The sequence below is a fragment of the Rhodococcus sp. NPDC019050 genome, from assembly GCF_055664235.1.
The window spans coordinates 59,961-75,107 of the sequence record NZ_JBVOON010000007.1; the positions used below are offsets into that span (position 1 = coordinate 59,961).

Sequence of the window (15,147 nt, forward strand, 5' to 3'; positions counted from 1 at the left end):
GATCAGCGACGCGGCGTGCCGGTGCACCACAACGCCCAGAGGATGAGCACCGGCTGGAAGAACAGCCTCACCAGGCGCTTCCGGTCGGTGTCCAGGCCGAACGCGCTGCGTCGCCCGCGGTACTGCGCGAGATTTCCCGGAAAGACCGCCGCGAAGAACAGTGCAATGATCCGGGCGGCGTGGCCGTACGAAGATCACTCATGCCCCGATGCTACGGAGCGCGGTTGCGCTCGTGGCCGGATCAAGTGATCCGTTCGAAGACGGCCACCAGTCCCTGTCCGCCGCCGATGCACATCGTTTCCAGGCCGTAGCGTCCCTCCCGGCGGTCGAGTTCGCGCAGCAGAGTGGTGAGGATGCGAGCACCTGTCGCTCCGACCGGATGGCCGAGCGAAATACCCGATCCGTGCGGGTTCAGCCGCGGATCGTTCGGCTCGAGCTCCCAGACGCGCATGACGGCGAGCGCCTGTGCGGCGAACGCTTCGTTGAGCTCGATGACGTCCATGTCGGCGAGCGTGAGGCCGAGACGTCCGAGCGCCTTCTCCGTGGCGGGGACCGGGCCGATCCCCATCGTCCGTGGCGGGACACCGGCGACGGCCCAGCTGGCGAGTCGGGCGAGCGGGCGCAGTTCGAGCGTCGGAACCGAAGGAAACCCGCGAATCACCATCGCGCAGGTCGAGCACCTCGTGGAACCGGGTGAACTCGACCCCAACGAAATCCACACACCAGGTATCCACGTCCAGCGCGTGGTGCACGTGGGCCCGGTCGAGGTCGGCATCGAGAATCGGACGGTGCGAGCATGACCCAAGCAGATATCCGCAGGCTCACCCGTCAGGAGATGGCGGCCCGTGTGTGCACGGGAACTGTCCGACGGGCAGTACGTCAATCTCGGTATCGGCATGCCCACGCTGGTGCCGAACTACCTCGATCCCGGCATCGAGGTCATCCTGCACTCGGAGAACGGCGTGCTCGGCGTCGGGCCGTACCCGACCGAAGAAGAACTCGACCCCGAACTCATCAACGCCGGCAAGGAAACGATCACGGCTGTTCCCGGAGCGTCGTATTTCGACTCCGCGGCGTCGTTCGGAATGATCCGCGGTGGCCAGATCGACGTAGCGGTGCTCGGAGTCATGCAGGTCTCGGCGAGCGGTGACATCGCGAACTGGATGGTGCCCGGCGCGATGGTCAAGGGGATGGGCGGCGCGATGGACCTGGTCCACGGCGCCAAGCGGGTCATCGTCATGATGGAGCACGTCACCAAGAAGGGCGATCCGAAGATTCTCGAGGAGTGCACGCTGCCCCTCACCGGCCGGCATTGCGTCCAGCGCATCATCACCGATATGGCCGTCATCGACGTCACCGAGGCAGGTCTGGTGCTCGTCGAAACCGCTCCCGGAGTGACCGTGAACGACGCGCTCGCCGCCACCGCCGCGCCTCTCGTCGTCTAGGTTCTCCCGCGCGGTGGGACACGACCCTCCGCACCTGCGCACCGGGCGGTTAGCATCTGCCGACGCCGGACCGACGGAGGAACACAGTGGTGGACTGGGCTCAGGAATGCGACGTACTCGTGGTCGGCTCGGGAGCAGGTGGGTGCTGCGGAGCGTACACCGCTGCCAGAGAAGGCCTTTCGGTGATTCTCGTCGAAGCCTCGGAGCAGTTCGGCGGCACCACCGCGTACTCCGGCGGCGGAGGAATGTGGTTCCCCACCAACGCCGCGCTGCGCCGCAGCGGTGACACCGACACGCTCGACGACGCGCGGACCTATTTCCGGTCGGTCGTCGGCGACCGCACCCCGCGCGACCTCCAGGACGCCTTCGTCACCGGGGGAGCACCTCTCATCGACTACCTCGAAGAAGACGACAACTTCGAGTTCCAGGTGCTGCCCTGGCCCGACTACTTCGGCAAGGCACCGAAGGCGAGCGCGTCCGGACGGCACATCTGTGCGGCCCCACTCAGAGTCCGTGACGACCTCGAACTCAACGAGTCCATCCGCGGCCCCCTCGGTCGCGAACGCGCCGGGGAGCGATTGCGCAGCACCCTCATCGGCGGTCGGGCACTCGTCGGCCGCTTTCTCGTCGCCCTGCGGGGTTATCCGAACGCCGAAGTCCACGCGAACACCGCGCTCGAAGAACTCGTGATCGAGGACGGCGCCGTCGTCGGGGCCATCGTCTCGCAGGGTGAGGATCGACGTGCCATCCGCGCCCGCCGCGGAGTGGTCCTCGCTGCGGGCGGATTCGAGCAGAACGACGCGATGCGCGCCGAATACGGAGTCCCCGGTGACTCGCGCGACTCGATGGGGCCGTGGTCGAACCTCGGAAAGGCGCACCGCGCGGGAATCGCCGCGGGCGCCGATGTCGACCTCATGGACGAGGCGTGGTGGTCTCCCGGACTGACCCATCCGGATGGACGTTCGGCGTTCGCGCTCTGGTTCACCGGAGGACTGTTCGTCGACGACTCCGGTGAGCGGTTCGTCAACGAGTCCGCCCCGTACGACCGGATCGGACATGCTGCCCTCGACCATGCCGAGGCGGGAAAGCTGACGATGCCGTTCTGGATGATCTACGACGACAAGGACGGTCTCGCACCGCCGGTGCAGGCCACCAACGTGCCCCTCGCCGACGAGCAGCAGTACGTCGAAGCCGGACTGTGGAAAACGGCCGACACCCTCGAGGACCTTGCGACGAAGATCGGTGTACCCGCGGAGACACTGGTCGCGACCGTCGAACGATTCAACGCCTTCGCCGCGACCGGCGTCGACGAGGATTTCGGCCGGGGAGACGAACCCTACGACCGGGCGTTCTCCGGAGGAGAGTCACCGCTCGTACCGATCGACAAAGCACCGTTCCACGCTGCGGCGTTCGGGCTCTCCGATCTCGGAACCAAGGGAGGGCTGCGCACCGACGCCCGCGCCCGCGTGCTCGACACCTCCGGAGAGCCGATCCCCGGACTGTACGCAGCCGGCAACACCATGGCGGCGGTCAGCGGCACCGTCTACCCCGGTGGGGGAAACCCTATCGGCGCAAGCATGCTGTTCGCCCACCTCGCCGCGCGCGACCTGACTTCACGGTCCTGATCCTTCGTCGGTTCGCCGAGGATCTCCCGAATCACCGTCCGCGTCCGGCGACTCGGTCTCGGGCGACTCGGTCTCGGGCTGCCCGGCGATTTCGGGGACGAGTTCGTACCGGCGTCCGAACGTCTCGACCATCGATTGGATCACCGCGACCACCGGCACCGACACGAGTGCCCCGATCGGACCGAACAGGGACGCACCGACGATCACCGAGCCGAACGCCACGGCCGGGTGGATCGCGACCGTGCGGGCGGTGATGCGGGGATGAAGCACATAGTTCTCGATCTGCTGGTACACCGTGCCGAACAGGACGACCCAGACTCCGTTGATCGGGTGGGCCGTGGCAGCGATGATCGCGGGAAGACCGATTGCCAGGTAGGTACCGAGTGTCGGCACGAACTGGGAGACGATGCCCGTCCACAACGCCAGTGGCAGCCAGTAAGGCACGTCGAAGATGACCAGGAAGATCCCGGTCGCCACGCTGCTGAACGCCGCGAGAATCAGGCGGGAGACGACGTACCCGCCGGCCTTGTCGACCGAAATCTCCCACACCGTCGAGATGACGCGCTGTTGCCGTGCAGGGAACCAGCTTGCGACGGTGCGGCGTAGCGCAGGCCCCTCGGCCGACATGTAGAACGCGAAGAGCAGCATCGTCAGCAGTTGGAACAGCACCTCGAAGAGCGAGGTTACGACGCCGAGCACGCCGGGAGTGAAACGTTCGGCGAGCTCGCGCAGGGTATCGGGTGTCACCCGCAAGTCTTCGGAGTCGACGGAAAAGTTGGTGTCGAACGTACGGTTCGCCCATTTCGTGACCGAGGACAGTGAATCCGGCAGTGCCGTGACGAGTTGGGCGAGCTGTTCGGCAAGCAATGCGCCGAACAGCGACAGGAAGCCGATTATCAGCAAGATCAGTCCGAACAGGACGATCCCTGCCCCCAGCCCCCGGCGCATGCCGAAACGCTCCAGGCGGTCGACGACCGGTTCGACGGTGATACTGAAGAGCCAGGCGAGGAAGAGCAGTCCGAGGAAGCCCTTGAGGTTGTGGAACAGCCAGCCCGACATCTGGTAGGCGGCGATCGCGAACAACACGTAGAGGATCACCGGGCGGAACCAGCGGGGAAGCCCGGAGCGCTGGACACGCCGGGCACCACCCCGCTGCGTGCGCTCCGGTTCCGGGTCGGCCACGTCGTCCATGTTGCCCCCGTTGCCGGTTGAAGACACAAGGCACAGCGAATCTACCGTGGGCAAAGCAAAACCGGCCCGGACTCGTGAGAGTCCGGGCCGGTGGTGGTAGCGGGGACAGGATTTGAACCTGCGACCTCTGGGTTATGAGCCCAGCGAGCTACCGAGCTGCTCCACCCCGCGTTGCATGACCAACGATACACGACTTTCGGAGACGATTTCACCAGGGTCCTCGTCGGCGGCGATAGTGTGGGACGGACCACAGACCGATGCGGAGAACCCCGATGCGGATCGCACTGTTCGGCACTTGTCTCGGCGACACCCTCTTCCCGGGCGCGCTCCAGGCAACCGCGGTCCTGCTCACGAGACTCGGCCACGAGGTGGTGTTCCCGCCGGGACAGACCTGCTGCGGCCAGATGCACATCAACACCGGATACCAACCCGATGCGCTACCACTCGTGGAGAACTTCGCCGAGGAGTTCGGCGACCCGGCGATCGACGCGGTGGTGGTGCCGTCGGGATCGTGCACCGGGTCGATCCGCCACCAGCACCACATCGTCGCCGACCGCTACGGTTCCGCTCCGCTCCGCGAGCGTGTGGAGGTGGTGAAGGGCAAGACGTACGAACTGTCCGAACTGCTCGTCGACGTATTGGGCGTCACCGATGTCGGGGCGTCGTTCCCGCACCGCGTCACCTACCACCCGACCTGCCACTCGCTGCGGATGATCAGGGTGGGCGACAAGCCGCTCAGGTTGCTGCGGGAGGTGCGCGACATCGACCTCGTAGAACTCCCCGAAGCCGACGTGTGCTGCGGATTCGGCGGCACGTTCGCACTCAAGAACGCTGAGACCTCCACGGCGATGCTCGCCGACAAGATCAGGAACGTCGCCGCCACCGGTGCCGAGATCTGCACGGCCGGTGATTCGTCGTGCCTCATGCACATCGGCGGTGGAATGTCGCGGCTGCGGATGGGAACACGCACGTTGCATCTCGCGGAGATTCTCGCGTCCGTTCGCGAACCCGCTCGGGCGGTGGGCTCGTGACCGCCGCGTCGCTGGGGATGCCGCCCGTACCGCCGCGCGGCACCGGAAACGTGCGCGGAACCGAATCCTTCCCCGCCGCAGCCCATCACGAACTCGCCGACGCGCAACTGCGGCGCAACATCGGCAAAGCGACGCACACCATCCGCGGCAAGCGACTTGCGGTGACCGAGGAACTGCCCGACTGGGAAGACCTCCGTGTCGCCGGCGAGGGCATCAAGAACGATGTGCTCACGCGATTGCCCGAGTTGCTCGAGCAGTTCGAGGCCGCAGTGACTGCACGCGGTGGGGTTGTGCACTGGGCCGCCGACGCAGACGAGGCCAATGCGCTCGTGACCCAGTTGGTGCGTGAAACCGGTTCGGACGAGGTCATCAAGGTGAAATCCATGGCCACCCAGGAGATCGGCCTCAACGAGCACCTCGAGTCCGAGGGGATCACCGCGCACGAGACCGACCTGGCCGAGCTCATCGTGCAACTCGGGCACGACACGCCGTCGCACATTCTCGTGCCCGCCATCCATCGCAATCGCTCCGAAATCCGCAGCATCTTCCTCAGCGAGATGAACGGCGTGGACCCGGATCTCGACGCCAACCCGGCGCACCTCGCCGAAGCATCCCGAAAATACCTGCGGCACAAGTTCATGACGGTTCCGGTGGCGGTCTCGGGAGCGAACTTCGGGATCGCCGAAACCGGGACATTGGCGGTGGTCGAATCCGAAGGCAACGGACGGATGTGCCTGACGTTGCCGCAGACCCTCATCACCGTCATGGGAATCGAGAAGCTACTGCCCACCTACCGGGATCTCGAGGTGTTCCTGCAGTTGCTGCCGCGCTCGTCGACGGGTGAGCGGATGAACCCGTACACCTCGATGTGGACGGGCGTCACCCCGGGCGACGGACCACAGAACTTCCACGTGATCCTGCTCGACAACGGCCGCACCGCAACCCTTGCGGACAAAACGGGTCGTGCGGCACTGCGCTGCATCCGGTGTTCCGCATGCCTCAATGTGTGCCCGGTATACGAGCGCACCGGCGGTCACGCCTACGGCTCGACCTATCCCGGGCCAATCGGCGCGGTCCTCACGCCGCAACTGGCCGGGATGGACGAGCCACACGACCCCAATGCCACACTCCCGTTCGCGTCGAGCCTGTGCGGCGCGTGTTTCGATGCGTGTCCCGTGCGGATCGACATTCCCTCCCTGCTCGTCGAATTGCGGCACCAGAAGGTCGAACACGCGCGTCCGGGTCCCGAGGCGGCGGCGATGAAGGCGGCGTCGTTGGCGATGTCGTCGGCTCCGCGCTGGACCAAAGCGAAGAAGGCGTCCGGCATTGCCCGACTGCTCGCGGGCCGGAAAGGGAGGATCACGACGTTGCCGTGGCCACTCAGTGGGTGGACCGACGCCCGCGACATCGCCGCACCTCCGAAACAGACGTTCCGGCAATGGTGGAACACCGACGAACGGCGGGAGGTCCTCGACCGTGCGAGACGGTCGGGGGACTCGTCGTGAGTTCGAGAGACGTTGTCCTCGGCCGCATTCGGGATGCGCTGACGCTGTCCGATGCCGGCCCGGCGGAGGTGATCCGCCGCTACCGCACAGGGCGGACACTGCCCGACGACCAGCGCTACGAGTTGTTCGCCGACCGCGTACGTGACTACAAGGCGGACGTGCACTTCCACTCTGCGGCTGACCTGCCCGGTGCGCTCGCAGAAATTCTCGCCCGCCTCGAGGTGCAGAATCTCGGCGTGCCGGCGGGGCTCGACCGGTCGTGGCTCGCGGAATTCGGAGGCACGGTCGTCGTCGATTCTCCGGACGTTCCCGCCCCGGATCTCGAACAACTCGACGGTGTGCTGACCGGATCGGCCGTGTCGTGCGCCGAGACCGGCACGATCTTCCTCGACGGAAGTGAAGATCAGGGCCGGCGTGCTCTCACTCTGGTGCCCGACCTTCACATATGCGTCGTCGGACTGGACACGATCGAGGTAGGGGTTCCCGAAGCTCTCGCGCGACTCGTACCCGACCGGCCCACCACGCTGATCAGCGGGCCGTCCGCTACCAGCGACATCGAACTCGAGCGTGTCGAAGGGGTGCACGGACCGCGGACTCTCGTGGTGGTCGTCGTCGGCTGAGAAGAACCCGAACTCACAGGCCCGCGACGAATTCGTGAGCCTCGCGGGTGACCCGGCGCCACGTGGCCAGAGTTCCGTCGAGGTCGTGTTCGTCGACCGGGAAAGAAACCCATTCCTTCATCGTCCGGCTTCCCATCGTCACCTCGTCTGCCGTTCCTTCGCCGACCACCTCCAGCGCACGAGCACGGGGGAGTTTGACGATCAAGCGCTGATCGCCTCCCAGAAAGACGAAGATTTTGCCCGCCACGCGCAGTCCCGGGCTTCGGAACATCGTGCCGAATTCGACATCGGGATCGTCGAGATATTCCTCGGCGATCTCGTCGAGGAATCTCCGTGCGGGATCAGGCATGTCGGCGTCCGCGGGCATGTCAGTTCTGCAGCTTCCACGACGCCAGGTCGATCGCGGTGGCCACCGATTCGGTCAGGACCTCCAAGCGCTCGGCCGGACCGGGCGTCGACAGCACCGCGTATCGGTCCGCTTCGCCCATGGGAACGTGACGCGCGATGGCGAACAGGCGCTGGCCCGGATCGTCCGGAAGTTCAGAGGGTGACGGCGGAGGCGGCGCATTGCCGTCGGTCAACCGGTCGAGGAGTTCGTGCAGTCGTTCCAGCGACCCGAGAAGCGGAGACAGGTCGAGGGGGCCGGATTCGGTATCCGGCCACGGCTCGACCTCGGCGCGCGGGTACGGATCGTCCGGCAGCCAGGAGACGACGCGAATGCGCTCTTCCGCAACGCATTCGAGCACATGCCGCCCGTTTCCGATCTCGGTGTCGAGAAGGATCCGCGCGACGGTCCCCACGTCGTTTCGCTGCTCGCCTCCGCCGACCTCGCGTCCCCGTGCGATGAGTACGACCCCGAAACGCGGGCCGTCGGGTGCATTCATGCAGTCGTGGACGAGTTGCTGGTAACGCGGCTCGAAGATGTGGAGGGGCAGGCCGGCTCCGGGAAGCAGCGCGGTGCCCAGCGGGAACATCGGAAGAATCGGCATCAGGGCATCCTCAGCATGGGGATCGGGGGTTCGTCCGTGGGATCGCCCCGCTCGATCTCGGTCAGGAGATGGGTGGCCCACGTGGCCAATCCGTCGATGTCGAGCCGGTACGGCGGTTCGTCCTCGTAATGGCAGATCCGCGCTTTGCCCTGCCGCAACAGCGAAGCCGCGCCCCGCGGGTTGCCGCGCAGGAGGTGGGTCAGGCCCACAGCGAGCTGGGCGAGGCCCTGCCACAGCGGGCGCTCTTCCGGCAGGGCCTTCTTCCACATGGCTTCGAACACTTCGTGGGCATGGAACGGGTACCCGTGATCGAGCAGTCGCTGACCTTCCGAAATCGTCTCCTCGGTGTCGAGATCGAGGTCTTCGGGGACGCGTTCGACGCCGTCTTCACCGGGCGGCAGCGGGCGGCCGAGTGCGTCGCGGGGTCGTGCGTTCTGGGGTCGGCCGTCGGGTGTGCGGTCCCGGTCCGTCATGGGCTTCAGGGTAGACGACGGTCAGTGTTCGTGGCTCGCGGCGAAGAGCCCGCCGGTCCGACGTTGCGGTTGCCCGGCGCGCGCCCGGTGCGCGGCACGGGAAGCGTGCAAACGCGACGACAATTCGTCACGCAGCCCTTCGGTCGTGCCGGGGGCGACGCGGATATCTGCGCCCTCGACGAACAGATACCGGCCGTCGTCGACGACGTCGAACCACCCCACCGCCGACATCGCCCGGGAGCCGGCGCCGGGTGCGCCGAGAAGAAATCGGACACTGCCTGTTGTGGTTCTTTCGCGGAACAAGAGGCTGCGGATTGCGTGGGCGGTGCTGCCTCCGGCCGGCAGGCGTACGGCGTTGCGCTCGCGGGGATCCAGGACCTCCGGTGCCGGCGCGGCCTGATGCGACGTCCGGCCGGGCGGGACGACGGGGAGGAGACCGGCGACGGCACCCGGCAGCCGATCCGCGGGCATCCAGGAGACCTCGATGTCCCCGTCCGGATACTGCCGGGCCAGAGCGGCGTGCTCGCCGACGACTGCACCCACCGCGAAAACGGATTCGCTCGGATCGGAGGAGTTTCCGTACACCTCGATCGAAATCTCCCCGGCCTGCAGGGTCCGAATCGCGTGGTCCAGCGCGAGGTCGTCGAGGCGCCGCCATTCGTCGGCTGCGCGAAGGCGGGCGAGGTGTTCGTCCTCCCATGCGGCCGTCGACCGGTACCGGAGTGGGAACGGCAGGTCGTCGCTTCCCGCAGCCGTCCACAGCGAGAGGAATCGGTCGGGCGTGAGGCGTCGGCTCATGCGGGGTCGGCTCCCAGGACGGGCGGTGCAGTGTCCGGCATCGACCCGATGAGTTCGTTGCAGTGGTCGTTGGTGACGAGGTAACCGGGGACGCGGCGTTGCTCGTCGCTGTTCTGCGCCGCACCGGGCGGCATCATGCCGGGATACATCCCCATCGGGCGGGCGGCGGCATTGCGTGACCCGGCCGCAGCGGAAGGTGGCCCGGGACGGTCGCTGCCGCTGGTCGCCGGGCCGCCCGCAGTGAGTCCGCCGAGAGCCGGACCCCATGCCGACGACCCTCCGCCGCCTCCGCTCCCGATGCTGCCGGGCGTGCCGACACCGGAGCTACCGAAACCGGCGTGAGAACCGGTCGGCGAGGAACCATACGTCTGACCGGGAACCGGTGTTGTCGCCGCTGCGCCGGCCGGTGTGGTCGTGGCAGGATCGGAGGCCGAATCCTCGAACGAGTTCGGCGGCGCACCGCCTTCCGTCGACTCCGGTGAAGTGTTTCCCGGACCGTCGCCGGGGCGTTCGCCCGTATCGGACTGCCCGAAGCCGGGATCTGTTCGCTGGTCCGAGTCGAGGCGATTCGCGGTGGGAGCGCCGCTTCCCGACGCGTGCGTGCCCGACGAGCCCACCAGACTCCGGCCGTCGGCGCCGCCGTCTCCGGCGGTGCCCGTGGCCGCCACGTACGGCGGAGGGAGCACCGGCACCGCAGCACCGGAATCCCGGTAGTACGGCTTGTACAGCGACTCCATCACACGGACCGACTGCACGCGGATCGCTTCCGCCTGCCGGGCGACCTCGGCTTCGGCCACCGGATTCAGAGCAGCGATGGGCATCGGGACCTGCGCGGTGGGCGGCGGAATCGACGACTTCACACGCTCGCCGACATCGGCCGCGATATGCAACTTCTGGGAGACCGCCTGCGCCGCGTCGCACAGTTGCTGCGCGGAGTCGCCGAAGCGCTGGGTCGCGGTGAGTGCGGCGGTTGCCGCGTCTCCCTCCCAGTGTCGTGCGATCCGGTCGCGGATCATGACGGTGCCGAGCGAAACGGTGAGGCTGAAACCCTTTCCCAGCTCTGCCCATTCGGCCGCGAGCGTCGTCATCGCGACAGGGCTGATGGTCTGCGCGATCCGGTAGATCTCGGCGTGCTCCATGCTGTGGAAGTTCTCGAAATCCCGGATGTACTCGGGGTCGACGCCCGCATCGAGTCGCGCTGCCAGTTCGTCGTGCCGGGCTTGTCGCCGCGTCACCGAACCGGGCACGCCCGATCCGAGAAGGGGCTGCAGGAGTTCTTCGACCGGGTTCCCGTCGTTCGACATCCGGTTACCGCCCTCGTCCGACGAACGTCAGCACGCACACAGGCTGTGACCCGGTTACGGCTCCTTCGCCGCCGGAACGCGACGCGACACGATGTCCCCCCACCACGAGACCCCCCGATCTGTTGGTGGCGCGATGCTAGCGCACAGCACCCACCAGGCGCAGCGCGAGATCGGCGTAGAGGGTGCTGATGGCTTCGGGCTCGTTGTAGCGGCCGGACGGGTACCAGCGGCAGATATCGACACACAGGGACATGAGGGCGAGGGTGACGCCTTCGGCATCGGGGACCGTGAACTCGCCCGAAGCGAGTCCCGCGTCGACGACGTCCCTGACGACCTGCGTGGTCTGCCGGCGCAATCCGGTGATGGTCCGGTAGTGGTCGCGGTCCAGTGCGTTCAGTTCGTACTGGATCACCCGGGCGCGTCGGTGGTGCTCTGCCTGCCAACCGGCGAATCGGCCGATGACGGAGGTGAGACGGGTGGTGGCATCGGCGTCGGGGATATCGGCACCGCGCGCGACCTGCAGCGCGAGGTCGTGCCCCTCGTACGAGATGGCGTAGAGAAGCTCTTCCTTCGACCTGTAGTGCGGATACATCGCGGCGGGGCTCATCTCCAGCCGGGTGGCGATCTGCCGGGTGGTCGTACCTCCGTAGCCGTTCTCCGCGAACGCTTCGATCGCGGCTTCGCGTAGGCGTGCGGCGGCCTTCGAGGTGCTGATGACGCCGGGGTTCGGTGCGGTCACGGTTTCTCCAGTTCCTGCCCTGCTCGTGTGGTTGACAGGCTCACCACAACGCCTCATCATAAGCGAGTGCTTAGAAAATAAGCACTCGCTTATTTGTTTGAGGAGCAGTTGATGCGACGCACCCTGTACGGTCCCGATCACGAGGCTTTCCGCGAGTCGGCCCGGGAGTTCGTGAACCGGTTCGTACTGCCCCGCGCAGAGGAACTCATCGATCGTCACGAGATTCCCCGTGACATCTGGCTCGAAGCCGGCAAGGCGGGCTTCCTGGGCCTCGAGATTCCGGAGCGATTCGGTGGCATGGAGGCCGGCGACTACCGCTTCAACGCGATCGTCGCCGAGGAGTTCGCGCGCGCCAACATGGCGCTGTCGTCCTCGATGGGTATCCACTCGGACATCACCGTTCCCTACATCGTCCACCTCGGAAACGAGGAGCAGCGCGAGCGCTGGCTGCCGCGTTGTGCCACAGGCGAACTCATTTGCGCCATCGGCATGACCGAGCCGTCCGGCGGCTCCGACCTCGCCAACCTCAAGACCACTGCGGTGCGCGACGGCGACGACTGGATCCTCAACGGCGCCAAGACGTTCATCACCAACGGCTACAACTGCGACCTCGTCGTCGTGGCGGCCCGCACCGATCCGACGAAGGGTGCGAAAGGAATCTCGCTGCTCGTCGTCGAGCGCGGCATGGAGGGCTTCGAGAACGGTCGTAAGCTCGACAAGGTCGGGCAGCCCGAAGCCGACACCGCCGAGTTGTTCTTCAAGGACGTCCGGGTTCCGGGCAAGAACCTGCTCGGCGAAGAAGGCATGGGCTTCATCTCGATGATGAAACTGCTGCCCCAGGAGCGTCTCGGCTCGGCCGTCAACAACGTGCATCATGCCAAGCACATCCTCTTCGAGACTCTCGAGTACTCGAAGGAGCGCAAGGCATTCGGGCAGGCCATCGGCACCATGCAGTACAACAAGTTCCTGCTCGCCGAGCTGGTGACCAAGATCGAGGTTGCCGAGGCGTACGTCGACCAGGCCGTCGAGGCGCACGCCGACGGCAAGCTCACCGCGGTCGATGCCGCCAAGGCCAAGTGGTGGAGCGCGCAGACTCAGTCCGAGGTCCTCGACGCGTGTGTTCAGATCCACGGTGGGTACGGCTACATGAACGAATACCGTGTCGCGCGGGCATGGAAGGACGCCCGGGTGACGAAGATCTGGGCCGGTACCAACGAAATCATGAAGGAACTCATCGGCCGCGACCTCGGCCTGTAGTTCCCACCGTCCCACTTTCTCGAAGGAGCTTCCGATGCCCGAAGCAGTGATCGTCTCAGCAGTACGCTCGCCCATCGGGCGTGCGATGAAGGGGTCTCTCAAGACCCTCCGGCCCGACGACATGACCACCCAGATGGTCGCGGCGGCGCTCGCCAAGATCCCCGAACTCGACCCCACCGAGATCGACGACCTGATGGTCGGCTGCGGCCAGCCCGCGGGACAGTCCGGCTTCAACATCGCGCGTGTCGTCGCGGTGCAGCTGGGCTACGACTTCCTGCCCGGCGTGACCGTCAACCGCTACTGCTCGTCGTCGTTGCAGACCACCCGCATGGCGCTGCACGCGATCAAGGCCGGCGAAGGGGACGTGTTCATCTCCGCCGGCGTGGAGTCGGTGTCGAGCTTCGTGACCGGCAACGCCGACGGCCTGCCGAACACCAAGAACCCCTTGTTCGCAGACGCCGAGGCGCGGACCGAGACTCTTGCCCAGGGCGGTACGCCGTGGACGGATCCGCGGTCCGAAGGAAACCTGCCCGACGTCTACGTCGCGATGGGCCAGACCGCCGAGAACGTCGCGTCGTTCACCGGGATCTCCCGCGAAGACCAGGACCGGTGGGGCGTCCGTTCGCACAACCGGGCCGAGGAGGCGATCAAGTCGGGGTTCTTCGAGAAGGAGATCACCCCGCTCACGCTGCCTGACGGCACCGTGGTTTCCACCGACGACGGCCCGCGTCCCGGCACCACCTACGAGGCGGTCAGCAAGCTCAAGCCGGTCTTCCGGCCCGACGGCACGGTCACGGCCGGCAACGCGTGCCCGCTCAACGATGGTGCCGCGGCGCTGGTCATCATGTCCGATACCAAAGCGAAGGCCCTCGGGCTGACGCCACTGGCGCGGATCGTCTCGACCGGGGTGTCGGGGCTCTCGCCGGAGATCATGGGCCTGGGTCCGATCGATGCGACCCGCAAGGCGCTGGCCAATGCCGGTATGGGGATTTCGGATATCGATCTGTTCGAGATCAACGAGGCGTTCGCGGTGCAGGTGCTCGGCTCGGCGCGTGAACTCGGTATCGACGAGGACAAGCTGAACGTCTCCGGTGGTGCGATCGCGCTGGGTCATCCGTTCGGTATGACGGGTGCGCGGATCACGAACACGTTGCTGAACAACCTGCGTGAGCAGGACAAGCAGTTCGGTGTGGAGACGATGTGTGTCGGTGGTGGTCAGGGTATGGCGATGGTGCTCGAGCGCCTGAGCTGACCTCACCATAGGTTCGAGCTATCCCGTCGTTAGGCCGTATGCCTGAAAAGGCATGCGGCCTAATGCTTTTCAGCAGACCTTGTTTGTGCAACCGCCTGAACTCGGCTATACATCTTGTGTAGGCCCCGTCACACCGAGGAGATCATCGCATGTCCGTGCTCGACAGATTCCGTCTCGACGACCGCGTCGCCATCGTCACCGGCGCATCCTCGGGTCTCGGTGTCGCCTTCGCTCAGGCTCTTGCCGAGTCCGGCGCAGACGTCGTTCTCGCTGCGCGCCGCGTCGACAGGCTCGAGCACACCGCCGAACTCGTCCGTGCCGCCGGACGCCGCGCCGTGACCGTCGAAACCGACGTCGCCGATCCCGACCAAGCGCAACGCATGGTCGACGTGGCGGTCGATCACCTCGGGAAGGTCGACATCCTCATCAACAACGCAGGCGTCGGCACCGCGGTCCCGGCGACGAAGGAAACCCCCGACCAGTTCCGGCGCGTCATCGACATCAACCTCAACGGGTCGTACTGGGCAGCGCAGGCCGCCGGTCGCGTGATGCAGCCGGGAAGCTCGATCCTGAACATCTCGTCCGTCCTGGGGCTAACCACGGCGGGTCTTCCGCAGGCCGCCTACGCGGCCAGCAAAGCCGGCATCATCGGTCTCACCCGCGACCTGGCGCAGCAGTGGGGTGCCCGCAAAGGCATCCGCGTCAACGCCCTTGCGCCCGGGTTCTTCAAGACCGAGATGACGGACGAATACCAGCCCGGATATCTCGACGCCATGAAATCCCGAATCATTCTGGGCCGCACCGGAGACCCCGCCGAAATCGCCGCCACCGCCGTGTGGCTCGTCTCGGAAGCCGCCGCATACGTGACCGGTCAGACCATCGCAGTCGACGGCGGTCTCACCATCAACTGAACGTCCC

The 15,147-nt window shown here is 66.4% G+C and carries 14 protein-coding genes, 1 tRNA gene and 4 pseudogenes; 9 read left to right on the forward strand and 10 right to left on the reverse strand.

Features of this window, described 5'->3' with window-relative positions; all coding sequences use genetic code 11:
* Positions 1-2 precede the first annotated feature (2 nt).
* A pseudogene (locus tag AC0B44_RS10080) lies at positions 3-173 on the reverse strand (DoxX family protein); the annotation flags it as partial.
* A 68-nt stretch (positions 174-241) separates the two neighbouring features.
* A pseudogene (locus tag AC0B44_RS10085) lies at positions 242-631 on the reverse strand (acetyl-CoA C-acyltransferase); the annotation flags it as partial.
* On the opposite strand from AC0B44_RS10085, the pseudogene AC0B44_RS10090 reads away from it, so the two are divergent.
* The 3 genes and pseudogenes from AC0B44_RS10090 to AC0B44_RS10100 all read left to right on the forward strand — a co-directional run.
* Positions 600-800: pseudogene (locus AC0B44_RS10090) on the forward strand (CoA-transferase); the annotation flags it as partial. The pseudogenes AC0B44_RS10085 and AC0B44_RS10090 overlap by 32 nt on opposite strands.
* Positions 797-1,445, forward strand: a pseudogene (locus AC0B44_RS10095) (CoA transferase subunit B). The pseudogenes AC0B44_RS10090 and AC0B44_RS10095, both read left to right, overlap by 4 nt.
* An 86-nt stretch (positions 1,446-1,531) precedes the next feature.
* The gene (locus AC0B44_RS10100; protein WP_471902760.1) at positions 1,532-3,070 is read left to right on the forward strand and encodes an FAD-binding protein; all 1,539 of its coding nucleotides are present in this window, start codon (positions 1,532-1,534) and stop codon (positions 3,068-3,070) included.
* Here AC0B44_RS10100 and AC0B44_RS10105 read toward each other — a convergent pair.
* Positions 3,059-4,261 carry an AI-2E family transporter gene (locus AC0B44_RS10105; protein ID WP_471902863.1) on the reverse strand — a complete coding sequence of 401 codons (1,203 nt, stop codon included), beginning with the start codon at positions 4,259-4,261 and terminating at the stop codon, positions 3,059-3,061. The genes AC0B44_RS10100 and AC0B44_RS10105 overlap by 12 nt on opposite strands.
* 94 nt (positions 4,262-4,355) lie before the next feature.
* Positions 4,356-4,432: transfer RNA gene (locus AC0B44_RS10110), tRNA-Met, on the reverse strand.
* Between the two features lie 101 nt (positions 4,433-4,533).
* Here AC0B44_RS10110 and AC0B44_RS10115 point away from each other — a divergent pair.
* The 3 genes from AC0B44_RS10115 to AC0B44_RS10125 are packed head-to-tail and all read left to right on the forward strand — an operon-like array spanning position 4,534 to position 7,417.
* Positions 4,534-5,292: a (Fe-S)-binding protein gene (locus tag AC0B44_RS10115; RefSeq protein ID WP_471902761.1), complete on the forward strand. Its 759-nt coding sequence runs from the start codon at positions 4,534-4,536 to the stop codon at positions 5,290-5,292.
* A 17-nt stretch (positions 5,293-5,309) separates the two neighbouring features.
* Positions 5,310-6,797, forward strand: a complete 1,488-nt coding sequence (locus AC0B44_RS10120) for a lactate utilization protein B (RefSeq protein ID WP_471902864.1) — start codon at positions 5,310-5,312, stop codon at positions 6,795-6,797.
* The gene (locus tag AC0B44_RS10125; RefSeq protein WP_471902762.1) at positions 6,794-7,417 is read left to right on the forward strand and encodes a LutC/YkgG family protein; all 624 of its coding nucleotides are present in this window, start codon (positions 6,794-6,796) and stop codon (positions 7,415-7,417) included. Before AC0B44_RS10120 ends, AC0B44_RS10125 begins: the two co-directional genes overlap by 4 nt.
* Before the next feature lie 13 nt (positions 7,418-7,430).
* Here AC0B44_RS10125 and AC0B44_RS10130 read toward each other — a convergent pair whose 3' ends face one another.
* From AC0B44_RS10130 to AC0B44_RS10155, 6 genes are all read right to left on the reverse strand, one after another.
* Positions 7,431-7,766, reverse strand: coding sequence for a hypothetical protein (locus AC0B44_RS10130; RefSeq protein WP_471902763.1), 336 nt, complete (start codon positions 7,764-7,766; stop codon positions 7,431-7,433).
* A gap of 19 nt (positions 7,767-7,785) precedes the next feature.
* A complete protein-coding gene (locus AC0B44_RS10135) occupies positions 7,786-8,406 on the reverse strand; it encodes an LON peptidase substrate-binding domain-containing protein (protein ID WP_471902764.1) in 621 nt (206 codons plus the stop codon).
* Positions 8,406-8,879, reverse strand: a complete 474-nt coding sequence (locus tag AC0B44_RS10140; RefSeq protein ID WP_471902765.1) for a DUF309 domain-containing protein — start codon at positions 8,877-8,879, stop codon at positions 8,406-8,408. Before AC0B44_RS10140 ends, AC0B44_RS10135 begins: the two co-directional genes overlap by 1 nt.
* 21 nt (positions 8,880-8,900) lie before the next feature.
* The gene (locus AC0B44_RS10145; RefSeq protein WP_471902766.1) at positions 8,901-9,677 is read right to left on the reverse strand and encodes an ESX secretion-associated protein EspG; all 777 of its coding nucleotides are present in this window, start codon (positions 9,675-9,677) and stop codon (positions 8,901-8,903) included.
* On the reverse strand, positions 9,674-10,981 hold the full coding sequence (locus AC0B44_RS10150; protein WP_471902767.1) for a PPE domain-containing protein: 1,308 nt from the start codon (positions 10,979-10,981) through the stop codon (positions 9,674-9,676). Before AC0B44_RS10150 ends, AC0B44_RS10145 begins: the two co-directional genes overlap by 4 nt.
* 136 nt (positions 10,982-11,117) lie before the next feature.
* Complete coding sequence (locus tag AC0B44_RS10155; protein WP_471902768.1) at positions 11,118-11,720, reverse strand: TetR/AcrR family transcriptional regulator; 603 nt, start codon at positions 11,718-11,720, stop codon at positions 11,118-11,120.
* A gap of 111 nt (positions 11,721-11,831) precedes the next feature.
* On the opposite strand from AC0B44_RS10155, the gene AC0B44_RS10160 reads away from it, so the two are divergent.
* From AC0B44_RS10160 to AC0B44_RS10170, 3 genes are all read left to right on the forward strand, one after another.
* Positions 11,832-12,977 carry an acyl-CoA dehydrogenase family protein gene (locus AC0B44_RS10160; RefSeq protein ID WP_471902769.1) on the forward strand — a complete coding sequence of 382 codons (1,146 nt, stop codon included), beginning with the start codon at positions 11,832-11,834 and terminating at the stop codon, positions 12,975-12,977.
* A gap of 34 nt (positions 12,978-13,011) precedes the next feature.
* Positions 13,012-14,229 (forward strand): acetyl-CoA C-acetyltransferase, encoded by a 1,218-nt coding sequence (locus AC0B44_RS10165; protein WP_471902770.1) that lies wholly within the window; start codon positions 13,012-13,014, stop codon positions 14,227-14,229.
* Positions 14,230-14,378: 149 nt separating this feature from the next.
* A complete protein-coding gene (locus AC0B44_RS10170) occupies positions 14,379-15,140 on the forward strand; it encodes an SDR family NAD(P)-dependent oxidoreductase (RefSeq protein WP_471902771.1) in 762 nt (253 codons plus the stop codon).
* Positions 15,141-15,147 lie beyond the last annotated feature (7 nt).

Coding starts and splice junctions, on each gene's coding strand:
- AC0B44_RS10105 (WP_471902863.1), bottom strand. CDS start 4,261: ATGGACGACGTGGCCGACCCGGAACCGGAGCGCACGCAGCGGGGTGGT.
- AC0B44_RS10115 (WP_471902761.1), top strand. CDS start 4,534: ATGCGGATCGCACTGTTCGGCACTTGTCTCGGCGACACCCTCTTCCCG.
- AC0B44_RS10120 (WP_471902864.1), top strand. CDS start 5,310: ATGCCGCCCGTACCGCCGCGCGGCACCGGAAACGTGCGCGGAACCGAA.
- AC0B44_RS10130 (WP_471902763.1), bottom strand. CDS start 7,766: ATGCCTGATCCCGCACGGAGATTCCTCGACGAGATCGCCGAGGAATAT.
- AC0B44_RS10135 (WP_471902764.1), bottom strand. CDS start 8,406: ATGCCGATTCTTCCGATGTTCCCGCTGGGCACCGCGCTGCTTCCCGGA.
- AC0B44_RS10140 (WP_471902765.1), bottom strand. CDS start 8,879: ATGACGGACCGGGACCGCACACCCGACGGCCGACCCCAGAACGCACGA.
- AC0B44_RS10145 (WP_471902766.1), bottom strand. CDS start 9,677: ATGAGCCGACGCCTCACGCCCGACCGATTCCTCTCGCTGTGGACGGCT.
- AC0B44_RS10150 (WP_471902767.1), bottom strand. CDS start 10,981: ATGTCGAACGACGGGAACCCGGTCGAAGAACTCCTGCAGCCCCTTCTC.
- AC0B44_RS10160 (WP_471902769.1), top strand. CDS start 11,832: ATGCGACGCACCCTGTACGGTCCCGATCACGAGGCTTTCCGCGAGTCG.
- AC0B44_RS10165 (WP_471902770.1), top strand. CDS start 13,012: ATGCCCGAAGCAGTGATCGTCTCAGCAGTACGCTCGCCCATCGGGCGT.
- AC0B44_RS10170 (WP_471902771.1), top strand. CDS start 14,379: ATGTCCGTGCTCGACAGATTCCGTCTCGACGACCGCGTCGCCATCGTC.